The organism is Micromonospora sp. NPDC005203, from assembly GCF_042872705.1.
GTDB lineage: Bacteria > Actinomycetota > Actinomycetes > Mycobacteriales > Micromonosporaceae > Micromonospora.
On record NZ_JBIAKV010000002.1, the window covers coordinates 495,277 to 512,101 of the forward strand.

A 16,825-nucleotide genomic window follows, 5' to 3' on the forward strand; every position below is an offset into this window, starting at 1 on the left:
GCCCCGCAGTCGCGAACAAAGGCGGTCCAGTGAGGGTTGGGCAGGTGTTGCTGGTTGCCGTGCTGGCGGTGCCGGCGCTGGGTGCGGTCGCGGTGGTGGCGACACCCCGGGACCGGGCGGCCCGGCTGGTCGGGACGGTCGCGGCGGCGCTGACCCTGGTGGCCGCGGTGGCGCTGGTGTTCGGCCGTCTGCAGTGGGTGGGCTGGCCGGGCGAGTTTCCGGGGGTGTACCCCTGGCACTACCTGGATCGGCCCTGGGTGCCCGGCCTGGAGTTGCGTTTCCACCTCGGCGTCGACGGCATCTCCTGGCCGCTCGTGGTGTTGACCGCGCTGCTCACGTTGCTCTGCTGCGCGTACACGGTGTGGCGGGTGCCGGACGGCGGCAGCGGCCGGGCGCTGGTCGCGCTGCTGTTGGTGGTCGAGGTGGGCATCCTGGGCACCTTCCTCGCCCTGGACCTGGTGCTGTTCTTCCTCTTCTTCGAGGTCGTCCTGCTGCCGATGTACGCGATCATCGCCGGCTGGGGCGGCGCGGACCGGCGTCGGGCGGCCCGGAAGTTCGCGCTCTACACGCTCTTCGGTTCGGTGTTGCTGCTGGTCGGCGTTTACGTGGTGGTCGCGGCCACCGGCACCGCGGACCTGGTGGCGTTGACCGGCGGCGCGGGGATGTCCCGGGGCACCCAGTTGGCCGCGTTCACCCTGTTCGCGATGGCGTTCGCGGTGAAGAGCCCGCTGTGGCCGCTGCACTCCTGGCTGCCCGACGCGCACACCCAGGCCCCCACCGTGGGCAGTGTCGTGTTGGCCGGGGTGCTGCTGAAGATGGGCACCTACGGGCTGATCCGGGTGGCGGTGGGGGTGGCACCGGAGGGTGCCCGCTGGGCGGCGCCGGTGCTCGGGGTGCTGGCCGTCGCCGCGATCCTGATCGGTTCGCTCGTCTGTCTGGCCCAGACCGACGTGAAGCGGCTGATCGCGTACTCAAGCGTGGGGCACATGGGTTTCGTGCTGCTCGGCGTCGCCACGCTGACCACCGTGGGCATCCAGGCGGCGTTGATCGGCAACATCGCGCACGGCGTACTCACCGCTCTGCTGTTCTTCCTGGCCGGTGCGGTGAAGGACCGTACCGGCACGGGCACCCTGGCCGAGTTGTCCGGGCTGCGGGAGACCGCGCCCCGGTTGGCCGGCCTGCTCGCGTTCGCGGCGATCGGCTCGCTCGGCCTGCCCGGGTTGGCCGGCTTCTGGGGTGAGGCGTTCGCGGTGATCGCCGCCGTCCAGGTGGGCGGCCCACTCTGGACCACCCTCGGGGTGTTGGCCGCGGTCGGTGGGGCGCTCACCGCCGCGTACTTCCTGCGCCTTTTGCGCCAGGTCACCCACAATCGGCCGAGTGTCGCCGTCGGTCGGGTCGGTCCCGGCCTGGCCGGTGCGGAGCTGACCGCGTGGGTGCCGCTGGTGCTGCTCGCGTTGGCCATCGGGCTGGCCCCGACGCTGGTCCTCGGCATCAGCGAGGCTCCCGTCGAGGACCTGATCGGGGTGGTCTTCCCATGACCGGCGTGCAGAGCGTGGACAACGTCGCGCTGCTACCGGCCTACCTGGCCGCCGGCACCGCCGTACTCGTGCTCATCACCGACCTGCTCCTGGCCCGGCCCCGGGCCACGATCGCGGTGGCGGCGCTCGGCGCGCTCGGCACCGCCGTCGGCGCCGCCCTGGTCGGCGCGGCCGGAGAGCGGCGGACGTTCTGTGTTGGCACCGACTGCTCCTGGATCTTCGGCGGTCGGGCCGCGCTGGTCGGCGCGGTGGTGGCGCTGCTGACCCTGGGCGTGCTCGGGCTGTCCGTGCCGGCGCTGCGGGGCGGACGGTCGCCGGTGGGGGAGTACTGCTTCCTGCTGGCCTGTTCGATGACCGGTGGCGTGGTGCTCGGCGCGGCCGGCGACCTGATCACGTTGATCGTGGCACTGGAGACGTTGACCCTGCCGCTGTACGTGCTTGTCGGCCTGCGTCGGGGCAGCCTCGCCAGCGCCGAGGCGGCGCTTACCTTCTTCGTGGTCAGCGTGGTCGCGACCACCATCACGCTGCTCGGCGCGGCGCTGCTGTACGCGGTGACCGGCGGGCTGCACCTGGACCGGCTCGGCGCGCTGCTCGCCGAGCGGCCGGAGGCGCGGGACCTGCCGCTGACCACCGCGGCGGTGGCGTTGCTGCTTGTCGGGTTGGCGTTCAAGGTGGCGGCGGTGCCGTTCCACGCCTGGGCGCCGGCCACCTACGACGGGGCGCCGCTGCCGGTGGCCGCGTACCTGTCGACGGCGTCGAAGCTGGGTGGCCTCGTCGCGCTGCTCGCCGTGGTGCAGCGGGCACTCCCACCGGAGCAGACCGGGCCGGTGCTCGCCCTGCTCGCGGTGCTCACCATGACCGTCGGCAACCTGGTCGCGCTGCGCCAGCGGCGTACCGTCCGGCTGCTCGCCTGGTCGTCCGTCGCGCAGGCCGGCTACATCCTCGCCCCGCTGGGGGCGTTGGCGCTGGCCGCCGGCCGCACCGACGAGGCACGCTCCGCCGCGTACGCCGCCGCGGTGGCGTACGCGGTCTTCTTCGTGGTGTTGGAGCTGGCCGCGTTCGCCGGGGTGACCGCGTTGCGGCCGGCCGGTGCGGACGGCGGCACGCTTGACGACCTGCGCGGCGCAGCCCGCCGGCACCCGTGGCGGGCTGCGGCGCTCGGGCTCGCGCTGGTGGGCCTGGCCGGCCTGCCGCCCGGTCTGGCCGGCCTGTTCGCGAAGGTGACAGTGGTGCGGGCGCTGCTCGACGGTGGGGCGGCCTGGCTGGCGCTGGTGGTGGCGCTGAATGCGGTGATCGGGCTGGCGTACTACCTGCGGGTGACCGCCGCCCTCTGGGCACCGGTGACGACGGAGCCCGGCCCGGTCGCGGCGCCAGCCGGGGGCGGTGCGGTCGCCGTACCCCTGGTGGGTGTGGTGGCCGTGGTGCTGGCGGTGACGACGGTGGCCGCCGTGGTGCTGGGCTTCGCCCCGCAGTTGGTGCTCGACCTCGCGGGCCGCTGACCTGCGAATTCCGGTCTCAGTGAACTCTCAGCGTTGAGACGGATGGTTGGCGGGTACCGGGTTGTTGCACCGGTCAGCGGATCCCGGCGATCCGTGCACCGAAGGAGACATCGTGCACCACAACCGTCTGAAGACCGCCGCCCTGCTCGGCCTGCTCTCCGCGCTGATCCTCGCGGTGGGCTACGGGTTCGGTGGCAGCGGCGGCCTGGTCATTGCCGTCCTCATCTCGCTTGTCATGAACGGCGTCACCTACTTCTACTCGGACAAGCTCGCGCTGCGCTCGATGGGCGCGCAACCGGTCACCGAGGCACAGTTCCCCGAGTTGTACCGGATGGTGCGGGAGTTGGCGACCGACGCCCGGCAGCCGATGCCGCGCCTGTACGTCAGCCCGACCGCGCAGCCGAACGCGTTCGCCACGGGACGTAACCCTCAGCACGCGGCGGTCTGCGTGACCCAGGGCATCACCGAGATCCTCGACTACCGTGAGCTGCGTGGCGTGATCGGGCACGAGCTGTCCCACGTCTACAACCGGGACATCCTGATCTCCAGCGTGGCGGCCGGTCTGGCCAGCATCATCACTCTCCTGGCCAACCTCGCCTTCTTCATCCCCCTGGGCGGCGGGGACGACGAGGACCGTCCGAACCCGGCCGTGCTGCTGCTCACCCTGATCCTTGGCCCGATCGCGGCAACCGTGATCCAGTTGGCGATCAGCCGGAACCGCGAGTTCCAGGCGGACGCCTCGGGCGCCGAGTTGAGCCGTGATCCGCTGGCCCTGGCCAGCGCGCTCCGCAAGATCGACGCGGTGGCCCGACGTCGGCCGTTGCCGGCCCAGGGCCAGCTCACCAGCACCGCGCACCTGATGATCGCCAACCCGTTCCGGGGTGGCGGCATGGCCGCGCTCTTCTCCACCCACCCGAAGATGGAGGACCGCGTCGCACGGCTGGAGCAGATGGCCGCCAACGCGGGGCCGGTGCAGTTCCAACGCTGACCCGCTGATTCACCGCCTCCGCCCGTACCCGCGCACAGCGGGTACGGGCGGAGTGCGGTATTTCGGTTGTCTGCCGGCACAGCGGTCGCGTTAGGGTCGTAACGGCTCACGCTCATTACATCTCTGGAGGTTTCCGGTGGCCGCGCTGCGTCAGTACCTGGGTGTCTGGCGGATTCCCGGCGCCCCGATGCTGCTGATCCTCGGCATCGTCGGGCGGCTCGGGATCGGCATGACCCCACTGGCGCTGCTGCTGGTGGTCGAACAGGTGACCGGGCGATACGCGCTGGCCGCCATCGCGGGCGGGATCTACGCGGTCGCCGGCGCCGCCCTCAGCCCGGTTGCCGGGCGGATCGCCGACCGGGTCGGCCCCAGCCCCGTCCTGCTGGTCACCGCCGTGGCTCACCCGCTGGCGCTCATCGGGCTGCTGCTGGCCAGCCGCTCGGGCGACGACGCGCTCCCCGCCATCTACCTCGCCGCAGGCGTGGCCGGCGCCACCTACCCGCCGCTCACCGCTGCCATCCGTGGCGCCTGGAACGACCTGACCGGCCCCGGATCCGGCCGCTACCCCCTGCGCAACACGGCGCTCGCCGCCGAGACCTCACTGTTCGAAATCGTCTTCGTACTCGGCCCACTGCTCGTTGCAGCCTTCGTGCTCATCGCCGACGCGGCGGCCGCGCTGATCGGAGCGGCAGTGGTCACTCTGGTCGGCACCACCGCCGTGGCCCTCGGCCGGGTGATGCGCGGTTGGCGTCCGCACCCGCGCGAGCACCACGCCCGAGGGCTCGGCCCGCTGCGGGTCGCCGGCTTCCCCGCCCTGCTGGTCTGCGTGGCCGGCCTGGGCATCGCCTTCGGTGCCGCCGGGGTGATCGTCCCGGCGTACGCGAGCGGCCACACCACCGGCGACCCGGAAAGTCTGGCCGGCCTTCTCCTGGCAGTGTGGGGAATCGGCAGCGCCATCGGCGGATTCTGGTTCGGCGTCCGCAAGCCGGCGAAGAACATGACCCGGCAGTTCGCCCTGCTGCTCGCCGCGCTGGCCGCCACCTTCGCCGTGTTCGCGGTGATGCCCACCCCGCTGGCGCTGGGCGTCGCCCTGATCGTCGGCGGAGCGACAATCGCGCCCGCGCTGACCCTGGAGAACACCCTGGTCGGCCGGATCGCCCCGGCCGGCATGCTGAACGAGGCGTACACCTGGGTGGTCACCGTCGCGGTGGCGGCGAGCGCTGCCGGCGGCTCGGTGGCCGGCCTGATCGTGGATCACGCCGGTGGCGTCCGGTGGGCGTTCCTGTTCGCCGGGGCGGCCGTCGCCGTCGGAGCCGCGGTCGCCGCCCTGCCCGCCGGGCCCATCGCCCGCGCCGAAACCACAGCGGTACGCGCCGAAGACCTCGTCCCGGTCTGACCCGTCCCGGTCGAGGCGCTGGCGTGTCGTACGGCTGTTCAGGCGCGGTGGTGCTGGCGGTACATGATTCGCTGGATACAGCGGACTGTGTATCGTCAGGATCGTGGAGACGCTGACGCACGGGCAGGTGCTGGCCCGGTTCGGTCATGCCCTGTCCGACCCGATTCGCGCCCGGCTGCTGCTGGCCCTCCGCGAAGGCCCGGGTTATCCGGCCGAGCTGGCCGAACTGGTGGGCACCAGCCGACAGAACCTCTCCAACCATCTGGCCTGCCTGCGCGGCTGCGGCCTGGTGGTGGCCGTGCCGGAGGGGCGACGCACCCGCTACGAGCTGACCGACCGGCGGTTGGCGCATGCCCTGGGCGACCTACTCGGCCTGGTCCTGACCGTCGACCCGGCCACCTGCGCAGCCGCAGACGACAAGGACTGCTGCTGATGGGTGATCCGACGGCCCAGGCGCGGTCGTCCGACGGGGCGGCGCAGCGACGACGGGTGCTTGCTCGGCGGGTACGACTGCTGGTGGCCGCCTCGATCACGTACAACGTCATCGAGGCGACAGCCGCGATCACCGCCGGTGCGGTGGCGTCATCCACAGCGCTGATCGGCTTCGGCCTGGACTCGGTGATCGAGGTGTCCTCGGCGGCCGCGGTGGCGTGGCAGTTCGCTGGACGCGACCCGGAGGCGCGGGAGAAGACAGCACTACGGATCATCGCGGTGTCGTTCTTCGCCCTGGCCGCCTACCTGACCGTCGAGTCGACTCGCGCGCTGCTCGGCGGCAGAGAGGCCGAGCACTCCACCGTCGGACTTGCCCTGGCCGCGCTGTCACTGCTCATCATGCCGGTGCTGTCCCACGCCCAGCGTCGGGCCGGCCGTGAGCTGGGTTCCCGGTCAGCGGTGGCCGACTCCAAGCAGACCCTGCTCTGCACGTACCTCTCGGCCGTGCTGCTGGTCGGGCTCGGACTCAACAGCCTCCTGGGATGGTCGTGGGCCGACCCGCTGGCCGCGCTGGTCATCGCGGCGGTCGCGGTCAAAGAGGGCCGCGAGGCGTGGCGCGGTGACGCCTGCTGCGCCGCGCCCCTCGCCCCGCCTCAACCGCCCACGGCGCCGACCCTCGGTGACAGCTGCGGGTGCCGACCCGGCTGCTCGTGCTGTCCGCGAGAGGAAGCGATGCGGCCGTAGGCCTGCACGGTCCGCAGGTTGTCTGCGGTCGAGCCGCCTACCGGTAGTTGTCGAACTGGAGGGCGACGCCGAAATCCTCGCCCTTGAGCAGGGCGATGACGGCCTGGAGGTCGTCCCTCTTCTTGCCGGTGACGCGCAGCTGGTCGCCCTGGATCTGCGCCTGCACGCCCTTCGGGCCCTCATCGCGGATCTTCTTGCTGATGGCCTTGGCCTTGTCCTGCTCGATGCCCTCGACAACCTTGCAGTCGATCTTGAAAATCTTGCCGGACTGGCGCGGCTCGCCGGCGTCCAGCGCCTTCAGCGAGATGTTCCGCTTGATGAGCTTCTCCTTGAACACGTCCAGTACGGCACGAACACGCTCCTCGGTCTCCGCCTGAAGGCCGATCGCCTCCTTGCTGGACCAGGAGATCTCCGCCCCGGTGCCGCGGAAGTCGAACCGAGTCGTGAGCTCCTTCGCCGCCTGTCGGACGGCGTTGTCGACCTCCTGGTGGTCAACCTTGCTCACAATGTCAAACGACGGGTTCGCTGCCATGTTTCTGCTCCTGCTGTCCGGCGGTCTGGGCCTGCCGTCGGCCACCGACCAGCGGCACGACCCCCTGACCGTACCCGGTTGCGTCGGCACCGGGGGCAGCCGCTATCCTTGCTTCCGCCGCCGCGTTACGACGCGGTGGGGTGCCCTGGCGGGTTGCCCGAGCGGCCAATGGGAGCGGACTGTAAATCCGTCGCGAAAGCTTCAGAGGTTCGAATCCTCTACCCGCCACCAGGTGCAGACACGGCCCCTGACCAGCAGAGATGCTGATCGGGGGCCGTTGTCGTTGATCTAGTCTGGGGCGCCCTTCACTGTTGTAGGTGCGCCGTGGGCAAGCGAGTCCCACGGTTGGACTGGCACGGCGGCCGTAAGCCCAGACCCTCGGCCCAGTTCACCCGTCCTGCTTCCGCACCGCCTGCCGCGACCGCGCCTGGTGACCCTGACCAGCCCGGCGAAGCGGGGCCCGGCCGATTGACGCGCTGCGCCGTTGGCCGGGGCGGGTGACACGCCGGCCAGGTCCGTGGCGCGGACATGCGCGGCGCTCGACGCGGAACGAGGCAGGCGACGGTGACGATCTCAACGAGCGGTGATACCCCGTGTCCCGATCGAAGAGTTCCACCTTGACCGATACGTTGATGATCTGCTTATGTTGATGACATGACTAAGCCATCCCCGGCGATGCGCGAACCCACATATTTCATCCTCGCCGCGTTGCAGGACGAACCGTTGCACGGCTACGCCATCGTCAAGCGCGCGCAGGAGTTGTCCGACGGGCGGGTGCGGTTGACGACCGGCACGCTGTACGCCGCGCTGGACCGGCTAACCGGTGAGGAGATGGTGCGGGTGGCCGAGGAGACGGTGGTCAACGGTCGCGCCCGTCGCACGTACGAGCTGACCGAGCGCGGATTGTCCGCACTGCACGAGGAGGCGGCGCGGCTGATCGCCGCGGCTCGGGTCGTTCGAGACCGCTCCGTACGGTTGACGGCCGCGACGGTTCGGACGGCGCCGGCATGACCGGCCTGGAGCGCCGCTACCGGTGGCTGCTGCGCGCGTACCCGCGGGACTACCGGCAGTACCGCGCCGACGAGATGCTGGAAACGCTGCTGGTCGCGGGCGAGACGGACCGGAGGCACCCGAGGCTTCGGGAATCCCTCGCACTCGTGGTGGGAGGTCTGCGGGTTCGCTCCGGTGTGGACCGGCTCGGCTCCCGGGAGACCCTGCGGTACTCCGCGCTGCGATTGACCGCGCTGTCTCTGCTCGTGTGCGGCGTTGCACTCGCGGCTCTGCCTCCCCTGTGGCGCATGTGGATGCTGGTGCCGGGTCGATCCGCCAGCTATGAGTATGAGGGGAGCCTGGTCACGCCCGTATTGCTGCTTCTCGCGGTGGCCGCCGCGGCATGGGCTCGTTACCGTCTCGCACTCGCCATGACGATCGGCGCCTTCGGCGCTGAGATCTGGTACGCCGTGGCGAATGGACCGTGGTATTTCGAGCCGTGGGCGGGGCTTGACACGCTGTTGGGGGTCCGGACGGGTCTCTACCTGCCCATGCAACCCTCTATGTGGGCGTGCGCGCTGGCCGCGCTGACGATGGTGCCGCTGCTCCGGGCGCGTCAATCACGGGCGGCACGACCATGGGTCTGGCTTGTCGTCGTGGCAATGACCATAACTGTCGTGACGCCTAATCCGCTCAATGGCTGGGTCGACCAGTTGACCCTGCCGGTCATCGTGGCCGCGGGGCTGGTGGCGGCTCTCGTGGGCGGGGTGCTCGACGTGCGGATATCGATCGCGGCCAGCGCAGTCCTTGTGGCGCTACTCCTGCCCATGTTGGCCGATAAGCAGAATCATTGGGTGCTTTACGGTCTGGAGGAGTTCGGACCGCGAGATGTTCTGCTCGGAGCCGTCCTCGGAGTCTTGGCGATCAATATCGCGGTAAGCCGATTGGCCGCCCGCCGGCAAGTCGCCCTTTGAGCAGCGCAGCACGGTGCGGGCCGACGGGAGAGTGGGCCATAAGCTGGCGCGATGGTGGCGGAGCGTGCAGTGATCGACCTGAACGACCACGATCGCCAACCGGCGGCGTACGAACCGGACCGCTTCGTACCCAGGTCGAAGGTGGTTGTGCGGTTGGTCGCTGTCTTCCTGGTCGGCGCTCTGCTTGGTGGTGCCGGTGTGAACGAGCTGCGAGCCTCGCAGGCAGAGCGGAAGCGCGCCGCTTCGGTCTCACTCGTGGCCATCCCCGCGTCTGCCGGAGGCGGAGGCTTGGACGTCGAGGGCGTCCTGCGGTTGGAGGGGCAGCTCGCGGTGATCAACATTGGTCCGGCGCCGATCACGGTCGTTGCGGTCACCGGGCAACGACCCGGCGCTGAGGTGCATGACATCGGCAGGTCTGTGGTGTTACGTCCCGGTGGCACCGGCTGGGTCGAGGTCAAGCTCCGCTTCGAATGCGCGACCGCGTTCGGCAGTGAGCCGTTGTCGGTGCGACTGTCGGTCGAGACCGCCGACCGGCGGGCGAGAGAGGTCACCTACTCCGTCGCTCTGGCCGGAAGCGTCTGGCACCTCAATGCGGAACGACCATGCGAGTACCTCGCGCGCGAGGGTTCAGCGCGCCAGCAGGTGGACAGCCCCGGCAGCTAGGCGCGCGGCGTCAGGGACCGGCAGGACAGCCCGCTGGGCACCGACTCCGTGCGGCGGCGGGCGAGCCAGCCGAGCTGGGCTGGGAGAACGGGCGCATCGCGCGGGCGTGGGCGGAGCTGATGAACCGCCTCGGTTACGCGCCACGTCGCGCAGGGGGCGATGTGGGTGCCGCCGTCACGGACGCCATGGGCCGCCAGGCGCCTGCGCGGCTGCTCGGCATCCACGTCGACCTGCTGGTCGCTGCGATTGGCATCAGGGACCAACTGCCGGCGGAGTCCGGGCAGGAACGTGCCGCGCACGACGCGCTCAACCTGTTCACGATGGATGGATTCGGTTACTTCCAGGAGCAGACCACCCGGCCGCAGGCGATCGGCTACTCCCTGCTGGACTCACCCATCGGGCTGGCGGCCCGGATGTTCGACCACGACACCGACAGCTACTACAAGATCTCCCGAGCGCTCGTCGATGGCGAACCCGTAGGCGGTCTCAGCCGGGACACGATCGTCGACAACGTCACGCCGTACTGGCTGACCGGCACCGGTGCCTCGTCCGCGCGGTGGTACTGGGAGTTCGGACGGTTCCTGGCGGCGACCGCCGCGGCCGGCCAGGCTCCGCCGCCGGTCACGGTTCCGGTCGGGTTCACCACGTTCCCCGGCGAGATCTGGCCCGCCCCGCGCAGTTGGGCGGAGACGGTCTACCCGGGCCTCGCGTACTTCAACGAGGCCGACCGTGGCGGCCACTTCGCCGCGTGGGAGGAGCCGGAGACGTTCGCCGTAAAGCTGCGGGCGGCGTTCCGGCCGCTGCGCGACTCCTGAGCTCCAACCGGCGCGCTCACCAGATAGATGACAGTGACCTGTTGCCCCGACGTAGCGACGAGTAGTGTGCGTACGGATGGAGGGGAGACAGTTCAATTCAACTGTTACGTCTAGTAGGTGCGCTTTCTCTACTAGGTCGTTTCTTGGGCATTCCCACCTGGGTTGATCAGCGGATGGTCTGGCCGGACGTTGTGCCCGCCCGGCCGAGCGGGTCGGCTCGCGGGTCGGTTGGCCCGATCGCGGGTGGAGAGCTTTCCTGGCGGACGTCGCTGTGGCACCATCGTGGAATCTCTACCCCCCGCACAGCCCCCTGCTGACAGGAGTTCCCAATGTCTGGTCGAAAGTTTGGCCGGCTGCGCATGGCGTCGTTCGTCCTCGCCGCGCTGGCCGTTGGCGTCCTAGGTGCCCAACTCGTCGGCGACTTCCAGTCCGACGCCGCCGAATGGGGCGCACCCACTGGCCACAGCGTTTCGGTTCCGGGTGGAGCGCAGTCCGTCGTCTCCCGGTGACCCCGGTGCGGCGATGACGTAAGCGATGACAGGGCGGTGCGGTGTCACCTAAGGCTGTCCGACGTCGTACGACCGAACATGCCTGGCTGATCACGGCTCCACTCGCCGGGATGGCGTTGCTGGGTTGTCTGGTCATCGCCCTCTCGGTGCCGAGCCGCCTGGAGGACTGGCCGATTGCTGTGGCGCTGCTGGTGGTGATGGTTGCTGCCGGGATACCAACGCTCAGCATGGTGGCCCGCCGCCAGGCGGTGGTGGTGACGCTCGTCGACATCCCGCTGGTGCTCGTGGCGTACTGGTTGTCGCCGCTCCTCGTGGTCGTCGTCGCCACGGCAGCCGAACTCTTCACCCAGATGCAGCGCGGCTACGCCCCGCCGAAGTTCTGGTTCAACGTCGCCCGGGCGGCGGCCGGCAGTTCGGTGGCCGGCCTGGTGCTGGCCAGCGTGCCGCATCAGGACCGAGTAGGCCCTGCGACCTGGGGCGTGCTCTTCGCCGCTGTCACCGCCAATACGCTCGTCAGCGTGGTCTCCGTGGTCGGCGTGATCACGCTCCTGCAGGGCTGGCAGGGCACCCGGGATACGGTGCGCACGGCCGTTCAGGTCCTGCTGACCACGGTGCTGAACGTGGCGATCGGGCTGATCATCCTCATCGTGCTGACGCGGACGCTTTGGTCGAGTCTGCTTCTGCTGGCCCTGGCGGTGGCCGGCGTCCTGCTCTACCGCTCATACTCACAGTTCATTCGGCAGCACCGCACCCTGGGAGACCTGTACGAGCTGACCCGGGCGATGAGCGAGTCGGGCCAGAACGGCAACCTGACGGACGCGCTGCTCGGCCGGGTCCGTTCTCTCATGCAGGCGGAGTACGCCACGCTGTGGCTTCCGGCGCAGGGCCGGCACCCCGAGGTCCTGCTGACCGCACGCCTCGACGACCGGGGTCTGCTCGACGTGGCCCCGACGCCGCCCGAGTTCCGGGAGCAGACGCGTAAGTCGGGTCGGACGGTCGCTCTCGGTCGGGCCTTCGGTGGTGATCCGATACTGCGGTCCGCGCTCGCCGACTCCAAGGTCAAGGACGTCATCGCGGTGCCCCTGCGTTCCGGGCAGGCGGTGATCGGCACGCTGGAGGTGGCCAACCGGCTCAGCGACGTGGGCCACTTCGCTCCGGCTGACATCCCCATCTTCGAGACCGTGGCGGCGCACGCCGCCGTCGCCCTGGAGAATTCGCGGCTGGTCGACAGGCTCCGGCACGACGCGTACCACGACGCGCTGACCCGGCTGCCCAACCGCCGGCGGATCACCGGCGCGCTCGCGGAGTCGTTCACGATCGCCGCCCCCGGCGAGGTGGTGGCACTGCTGCTCTTCGACGTGGACGGGCTGCGCCAGGTCAACGAGTCCCTCGGGCACGCGGCGGGCGACAAGGTCCTCGCCGAGGTCGCCAGCCGGTTGCGGGCCAGCGCACCGTCGTCGGCCCTGGTCGGCCGCGCCGGTGGGGACGAGTTCCTGGTGACACTGCGGTTGGAGAGCGTGGAGGCGGCGCTTGAGTTGGCCGCTCAACTACGCGACCAGATTCGCGACGAGATGGTCTTCGACGCGCTCACCCTCGACGTGAACACCGCCGTCGGGGTGGCCGTACACCCCGATCACGGCAGCGACGCGGCGACCCTGCTGCTCCGGGTCGACCTCGCGGCCACGGCGGCCAAGTCGGTGCCGGGCAGCGTGCAACTGTTCAACCCCGCACTGGAGTCCCGGTCGTTGCGCCGGCTGGGTCTGGCGGGCGATCTGCGCCGCGCACTGGATCAGGACGAGCTGGAGGTCTACTTCCAGCCCAAGGTGACGCTGCGGGATCGGCGTCTGGTCGGTGTCGAGTGCCTGGCCCGCTGGGAGGACCCGACGCACGGCACAGTCGCTCCCGAGGATTTCGTGGCGGTGGCGGAGCACACCGGCCAGTTGAGCAGGCTCACCGAGGTGGTCCTCCGCGAGGGGCTGCGCCGCAGTCGGGACTGGGCGCTGGCCGATCACCCGCTGCCGATCGCGGTCAACATCGCCGCTCGTACGCTCACCGACCAGCACTTCCCGGACCGGGTCCAGGAGTTGCTGACCGAGTATGGAGTGCCGGCACAGCGGCTGACCCTGGAGATCACCGAGGCGGGGGTGTTGGACGGCACCGATCGGCCCATCCCGACCCTGCAACGGCTGCGCGACCTGGGTGTGAGGCTGTCGGTCGACGACTTCGGCACGGGCGACTCGTCTCTGGCACACCTGCGCCGGCTGCCGGTGCACGAGGTGAAGGTGGACCGCTCCTTCGTCCAGGGCATGGCGACCGACCCGGGGGACCTGGCCATCGTCAACGCCGTGGTGACCCTCTCCCAACAGTTCGGCCTGGCGGTGGTCGCCGAGGGCGTGGAGAGTGAGCTGACCCTGGAGCTTCTCCAGGACATCGGCTGCGAGATCGGGCAGGGCTTCCTGTTCAGCCGGCCGCTGCCGTACGAGCGGCTGGCCGCCTGGTTCGGCGCTCAGGTCGAGCCGGAATCGATCTCCAGCGGGGAGCTGCCGCGCCTTCGCGTGGTGCCCTGAGCAGGGCGAAGACGATCACCGGGGATCCGATTTCACCTGTCGAGCCGGGCCGTGTACTCTTACCTCTGCGCGCCCCACGGGGAGTTCGCGCAGGCCCCCTTAGCTCAGTCGGCAGAGCGTCTCCATGGTAAGGAGAAGGTCTACGGTTCGATTCCGTAAGGGGGCTCGAGGGTTCAGCTGGACCCATCGCAGCGGTGTAGCTCAGATGGTAGAGCAAGCGGCTCATAATCGCTGTGTCGCCGGTTCAAGTCCGGCCACCGCTACTCTCGTCTTCCGGGCTGGTTGCCGGTGGTCGTAAGAAATGGGCGCTTCCGGCGCCCACTTTGCATGTCCGCGCTGTCAGCGTCTAGGCTGGCGCGTCGTAGTTGTTTCCGTTAGCGAGGAAGGCACTCCGCCGTGGCGAAGGCTACCGATGTCCGGCCGAAGATCACTTTGGCGTGTGTGGAGTGCAAGGAGCGCAACTACATCACGCGCAAGAACCGGCGCAACGACCCCGACCGCATCGAGCTGAAGAAGTTCTGCCCGCGCGACGGTCGGCACACGGTGCACCGCGAGACCCGCTGACTGTTGGCCGGCCTCAGCCGGCCGCTGTCGAAGCTTTCCAATCGCCGATCTGACCGGTTTGACGCGGCTCCGCCGCCGCCTACCGATCAGGTCGGCGATTGGGCTTTCCGTGTAGGTTCGCGGCATGTCCCTGGACCCTTCCTTCGTCGGCCGGACCTATCCGCCGACCGCCCCCTACCAGGTGGGCCGAGAAAAGATCCGCGAATTCGCCAGCGCCATCGGCGCCACCGACCCGGCCCACCACGACCCGGCGGCCGCGCGGGCGCTGGGCCACCCCGACGTGGTGGCCCCGCCGACCTTTCCGGTGATCGTGACGATGGCCGCGAGCAGCCAGATCATCGAGGACCCGGCCCTGGGTGTCGACTACAGCCGCCTGGTGCACGGCGACCAGCGGTTCGCGTACACCCGGCCGGTGGTCGCCGGCGACGAGCTGGTCTGCGTCAACACCATCGAGAACGTCAGCACCAGGGGTGGGCACGGCTTCCTGACCACGCGCACCGACGTGAGCACCGTCGGCGGGGACCCCGTGGTCGCGGTCTGGGCCAGGTATGTCATTCGCGGGGAGGAGTGAGATGGAGTTGCCAGCACAGACGTTTCAGGTGACCCGTGCGGACCTGGTCCGCTACGCCGGCGCCTCGGGCGACTTCAACCCGATCCACTGGAGCGACCGGGTGGCCACCAAGGTGGGTCTGCCCGGGGTGATCGCCCACGGCATGTTCACCATGGCGCTGGTCGGTCGGGCGGTCACCGAGTGGGCCGGCTCGCCGGGCGCGGTGGTCGAGTACGGCGTGCGTTTCACCCGGCCGGTGGTGGTCCCCGACGACGACCAGGGGACCGAGATCGAGGTCACCGCGCGGGTCCGTGAGGTGACCGAGGACGGTCTCACCCGGCTCGAGGTGACCGCCACCTGCCTGGGCGAGAAGGTGCTGGCACAGGCGCGGGCAACCATCCGGACGGCGCGCTGAACCGAGCCCGCCACGCGTGGCGGAGAGACCGGTTGGGAAAGTCGGGCGGGTACCCGTACACTGGTCCGCCGTGGGGCAAGTGACCCCTGCTCGGTCGTCTGTGGCCGCGTGGGGCGAGTGTTGCCACATAGGGGTGTAGCTCAATTGGCAGAGCAGCGGTCTCCAAAACCGCAGGCTGCAGGTTCAAGTCCTGTCACCCCTGCGCCTCAGGCCTGACCGTTCCCGTGGGTCGCGCCGCCAGTTTGGCGGCGTCCGGCCCGTGGTGGTGGAATCGGCGGGGTGGTTCCGAGGCAATCGGGCCCTCCGGATGATCCACCGGCCGCGGCCCGTCGCGGGACGGTTGGGTCCGGCCGGCGTGACCAGCGCCGCGTACGCCACTCGGCGTGCGACCCCAGATTCCGCGACGGAGGGCGAAGTGGCCGACAACAAGCGGCGCGGCGAGGACGCCGGCGACGATCGTCTGGACGACGATGTCGTCGACGAGGTTGCCGACGACGACGACGCCTCCAGCGCGGACGAGCCGGTTTCCCGGGGAGGCACCGCCACGCGGTCCCGTGCCCGGGCGGAGTCGGCGGACAGCCGGCCGACCACGCGGTCGGAAACGGGTCGGGTGGGCGTGTTCGGCCGCATCGCCCGGTTCTTCCGCGAGGTGGTAGCCGAACTGCGTAAGGTCATCTGGCCGACCCGCAAGGAGTTGCTGACCTACACCGCCGTGGTGGTGGCGTTCGTCGCGGTGATGCTGACGATCGTGGGTGTGCTGGACTTCGGCTTCGCCAAGGTCGTGTTGTTTGTCTTTGGCAACTCGGACTGACCGGCTGCCTCCAGCCGATAGTGATGGAAGTGAGCGAGCGTGCCTGAGTACGACGAGACCGCCGGACCCGTGGACGAGCAGTCCACGGTCGCGACGGCGGCTGGTGACGAGTCGATTGAGGCCGCCAGCGAGCCGGAGTTTCCCACGACCGAGCCCGCGCCGGACGAGGATTTCGACCCCGTCGCCGAGTTGAGGCAGAAGCTGCGCTACGCGCCGGGTGACTGGTACGTCGTGCACTCGTACGCCGGGTACGAGAACAAGGTCAAGACCAACCTCGAGACCCGGATCACGAGCCTCGACATGGAGGACTTCATCTACCAGGTCGAGGTGCCGACCCGGGAAGAGGTCGAGGTCAAGAACGGCAAGCGTTCGCAGATCCAGGCCAAGGTCTTCCCGGGCTACATCCTGGTCCGGATGGAGTTGACCGCCGAGTCGTACTCGTGTGTCCGGAACACGCCGGGCGTGACCGGCTTCGTCGGCGCGACCGACAGGGCCGACCGGCCGGCTCCGCTCTCGCTCGACGAGGTGCTGAAGTGGCTGGCGCCGGCCGTCGAGACCGAGCAGAAGAAGTCGAAGCCCGAGATCAGGGTCCTCGACTTCGAGGTGGGCGACTCCGTCACCGTCACCGACGGCGCGTTCGCGTCGCTGCCGGCCACGATCAGCGAGATCAACGCCGACCAGCAGAAGCTCAAGGTGCTGGTGTCGATCTTCGGTCGCGAGACGCCGGTGGAGCTCAACTTCAACCAGGTCGCCAAGATCTGATTGGTCGTCGGCGGCGGGTCCGGCCCGCCGCCGACGTCGGCGTACGCCCTCCCGCTCGACCTCGGCGGACGAGTGG

The 16,825-nt window shown here is 69.8% G+C and carries 18 protein-coding genes and 4 tRNA genes; 21 read left to right on the forward strand and 1 reads right to left on the reverse strand.

The window, feature by feature from the left end:
• Positions 1-29: 29 nt before the first annotated feature.
• From ACFYPM_RS07550 to ACFYPM_RS07575, 6 genes are all read left to right on the forward strand, one after another.
• Entirely contained in the window at positions 30-1,538 is a 1,509-nt protein-coding gene (locus ACFYPM_RS07550; protein ID WP_387192248.1) for a NuoM family protein, read from the forward strand.
• Positions 1,535-3,037: an NADH-quinone oxidoreductase subunit N gene (locus ACFYPM_RS07555; RefSeq protein ID WP_387192250.1), complete on the forward strand. Its 1,503-nt coding sequence runs from the start codon at positions 1,535-1,537 to the stop codon at positions 3,035-3,037. The genes ACFYPM_RS07550 and ACFYPM_RS07555 overlap by 4 nt, the downstream gene beginning before the upstream one ends.
• Before the next feature lie 112 nt (positions 3,038-3,149).
• Positions 3,150-4,025: a zinc metalloprotease HtpX gene (gene htpX, locus ACFYPM_RS07560; RefSeq protein WP_387192252.1), complete on the forward strand. Its 876-nt coding sequence runs from the start codon at positions 3,150-3,152 to the stop codon at positions 4,023-4,025.
• 136 nt (positions 4,026-4,161) lie between these two features.
• Entirely contained in the window at positions 4,162-5,421 is a 1,260-nt protein-coding gene (locus ACFYPM_RS07565) for an MFS transporter (protein ID WP_387192254.1), read from the forward strand.
• A 103-nt stretch (positions 5,422-5,524) separates the two neighbouring features.
• Entirely contained in the window at positions 5,525-5,854 is a 330-nt protein-coding gene (locus ACFYPM_RS07570) for an ArsR/SmtB family transcription factor (RefSeq protein WP_387192256.1), read from the forward strand.
• Positions 5,854-6,597, forward strand: coding sequence for a cation transporter (locus ACFYPM_RS07575; protein WP_387192258.1), 744 nt, complete (start codon positions 5,854-5,856; stop codon positions 6,595-6,597). The genes ACFYPM_RS07570 and ACFYPM_RS07575 overlap by 1 nt, the downstream gene beginning before the upstream one ends.
• 37 nt (positions 6,598-6,634) lie before the next feature.
• On the opposite strand, the gene ACFYPM_RS07580 is transcribed toward ACFYPM_RS07575, so the two are convergent.
• Positions 6,635-7,129: a YajQ family cyclic di-GMP-binding protein gene (locus ACFYPM_RS07580; protein ID WP_357253617.1), complete on the reverse strand. Its 495-nt coding sequence runs from the start codon at positions 7,127-7,129 to the stop codon at positions 6,635-6,637.
• A 147-nt stretch (positions 7,130-7,276) separates the two neighbouring features.
• On the opposite strand from ACFYPM_RS07580, the gene ACFYPM_RS07585 reads away from it, so the two are divergent.
• The 15 genes from ACFYPM_RS07585 to nusG all read left to right on the forward strand — a co-directional run bounded on the left by ACFYPM_RS07585 (position 7,277) and on the right by nusG (position 16,749).
• Positions 7,277-7,360: transfer RNA gene (locus ACFYPM_RS07585), tRNA-Tyr, on the forward strand.
• Between the two features lie 423 nt (positions 7,361-7,783).
• Positions 7,784-8,140 carry a PadR family transcriptional regulator gene (locus ACFYPM_RS07590; protein ID WP_387192260.1) on the forward strand — a complete coding sequence of 119 codons (357 nt, stop codon included), beginning with the start codon at positions 7,784-7,786 and terminating at the stop codon, positions 8,138-8,140.
• Positions 8,137-9,093, forward strand: a complete 957-nt coding sequence (locus tag ACFYPM_RS07595; RefSeq protein WP_387192262.1) for a hypothetical protein — start codon at positions 8,137-8,139, stop codon at positions 9,091-9,093. Before ACFYPM_RS07590 ends, ACFYPM_RS07595 begins: the two co-directional genes overlap by 4 nt.
• 198 nt (positions 9,094-9,291) lie before the next feature.
• Positions 9,292-9,756 carry a hypothetical protein gene (locus ACFYPM_RS07600; protein WP_387192263.1) on the forward strand — a complete coding sequence of 155 codons (465 nt, stop codon included), beginning with the start codon at positions 9,292-9,294 and terminating at the stop codon, positions 9,754-9,756.
• Between the two features lie 161 nt (positions 9,757-9,917).
• A complete protein-coding gene (locus ACFYPM_RS07605) occupies positions 9,918-10,571 on the forward strand; it encodes a hypothetical protein (RefSeq protein WP_387192264.1) in 654 nt (217 codons plus the stop codon).
• Between the two features lie 329 nt (positions 10,572-10,900).
• Positions 10,901-11,080: a hypothetical protein gene (locus tag ACFYPM_RS07610; protein WP_387192266.1), complete on the forward strand. Its 180-nt coding sequence runs from the start codon at positions 10,901-10,903 to the stop codon at positions 11,078-11,080.
• A 110-nt stretch (positions 11,081-11,190) separates the two neighbouring features.
• Positions 11,191-13,647, forward strand: a complete 2,457-nt coding sequence (locus tag ACFYPM_RS07615) for a putative bifunctional diguanylate cyclase/phosphodiesterase (protein ID WP_387192268.1) — start codon at positions 11,191-11,193, stop codon at positions 13,645-13,647.
• Positions 13,648-13,740: 93 nt separating this feature from the next.
• Positions 13,741-13,813, forward strand: a tRNA-Thr gene (locus tag ACFYPM_RS07620).
• Between the two features lie 24 nt (positions 13,814-13,837).
• A tRNA-Met gene (locus tag ACFYPM_RS07625) sits at positions 13,838-13,910 on the forward strand.
• Positions 13,911-14,043: 133 nt separating this feature from the next.
• Positions 14,044-14,211, forward strand: a complete 168-nt coding sequence (gene rpmG / locus ACFYPM_RS07630; RefSeq protein ID WP_007073056.1) for a 50S ribosomal protein L33 — start codon at positions 14,044-14,046, stop codon at positions 14,209-14,211.
• Positions 14,212-14,335: 124 nt separating this feature from the next.
• The gene (locus tag ACFYPM_RS07635) at positions 14,336-14,782 is read left to right on the forward strand and encodes a MaoC family dehydratase N-terminal domain-containing protein (RefSeq protein WP_387192271.1); all 447 of its coding nucleotides are present in this window, start codon (positions 14,336-14,338) and stop codon (positions 14,780-14,782) included.
• A gap of 1 nt (position 14,783) precedes the next feature.
• Positions 14,784-15,176: a MaoC family dehydratase gene (locus tag ACFYPM_RS07640; RefSeq protein ID WP_387192273.1), complete on the forward strand. Its 393-nt coding sequence runs from the start codon at positions 14,784-14,786 to the stop codon at positions 15,174-15,176.
• A 129-nt stretch (positions 15,177-15,305) separates the two neighbouring features.
• Positions 15,306-15,378, forward strand: a tRNA-Trp gene (locus ACFYPM_RS07645).
• Positions 15,379-15,591: 213 nt separating this feature from the next.
• Entirely contained in the window at positions 15,592-15,987 is a 396-nt protein-coding gene (secE, locus tag ACFYPM_RS07650; protein ID WP_387192276.1) for a preprotein translocase subunit SecE, read from the forward strand.
• Positions 15,988-16,026: 39 nt separating this feature from the next.
• Positions 16,027-16,749, forward strand: a complete 723-nt coding sequence (nusG, locus tag ACFYPM_RS07655) for a transcription termination/antitermination protein NusG (RefSeq protein ID WP_387192279.1) — start codon at positions 16,027-16,029, stop codon at positions 16,747-16,749.
• The last annotated feature ends 76 nt before the right edge of the window (positions 16,750-16,825 follow it).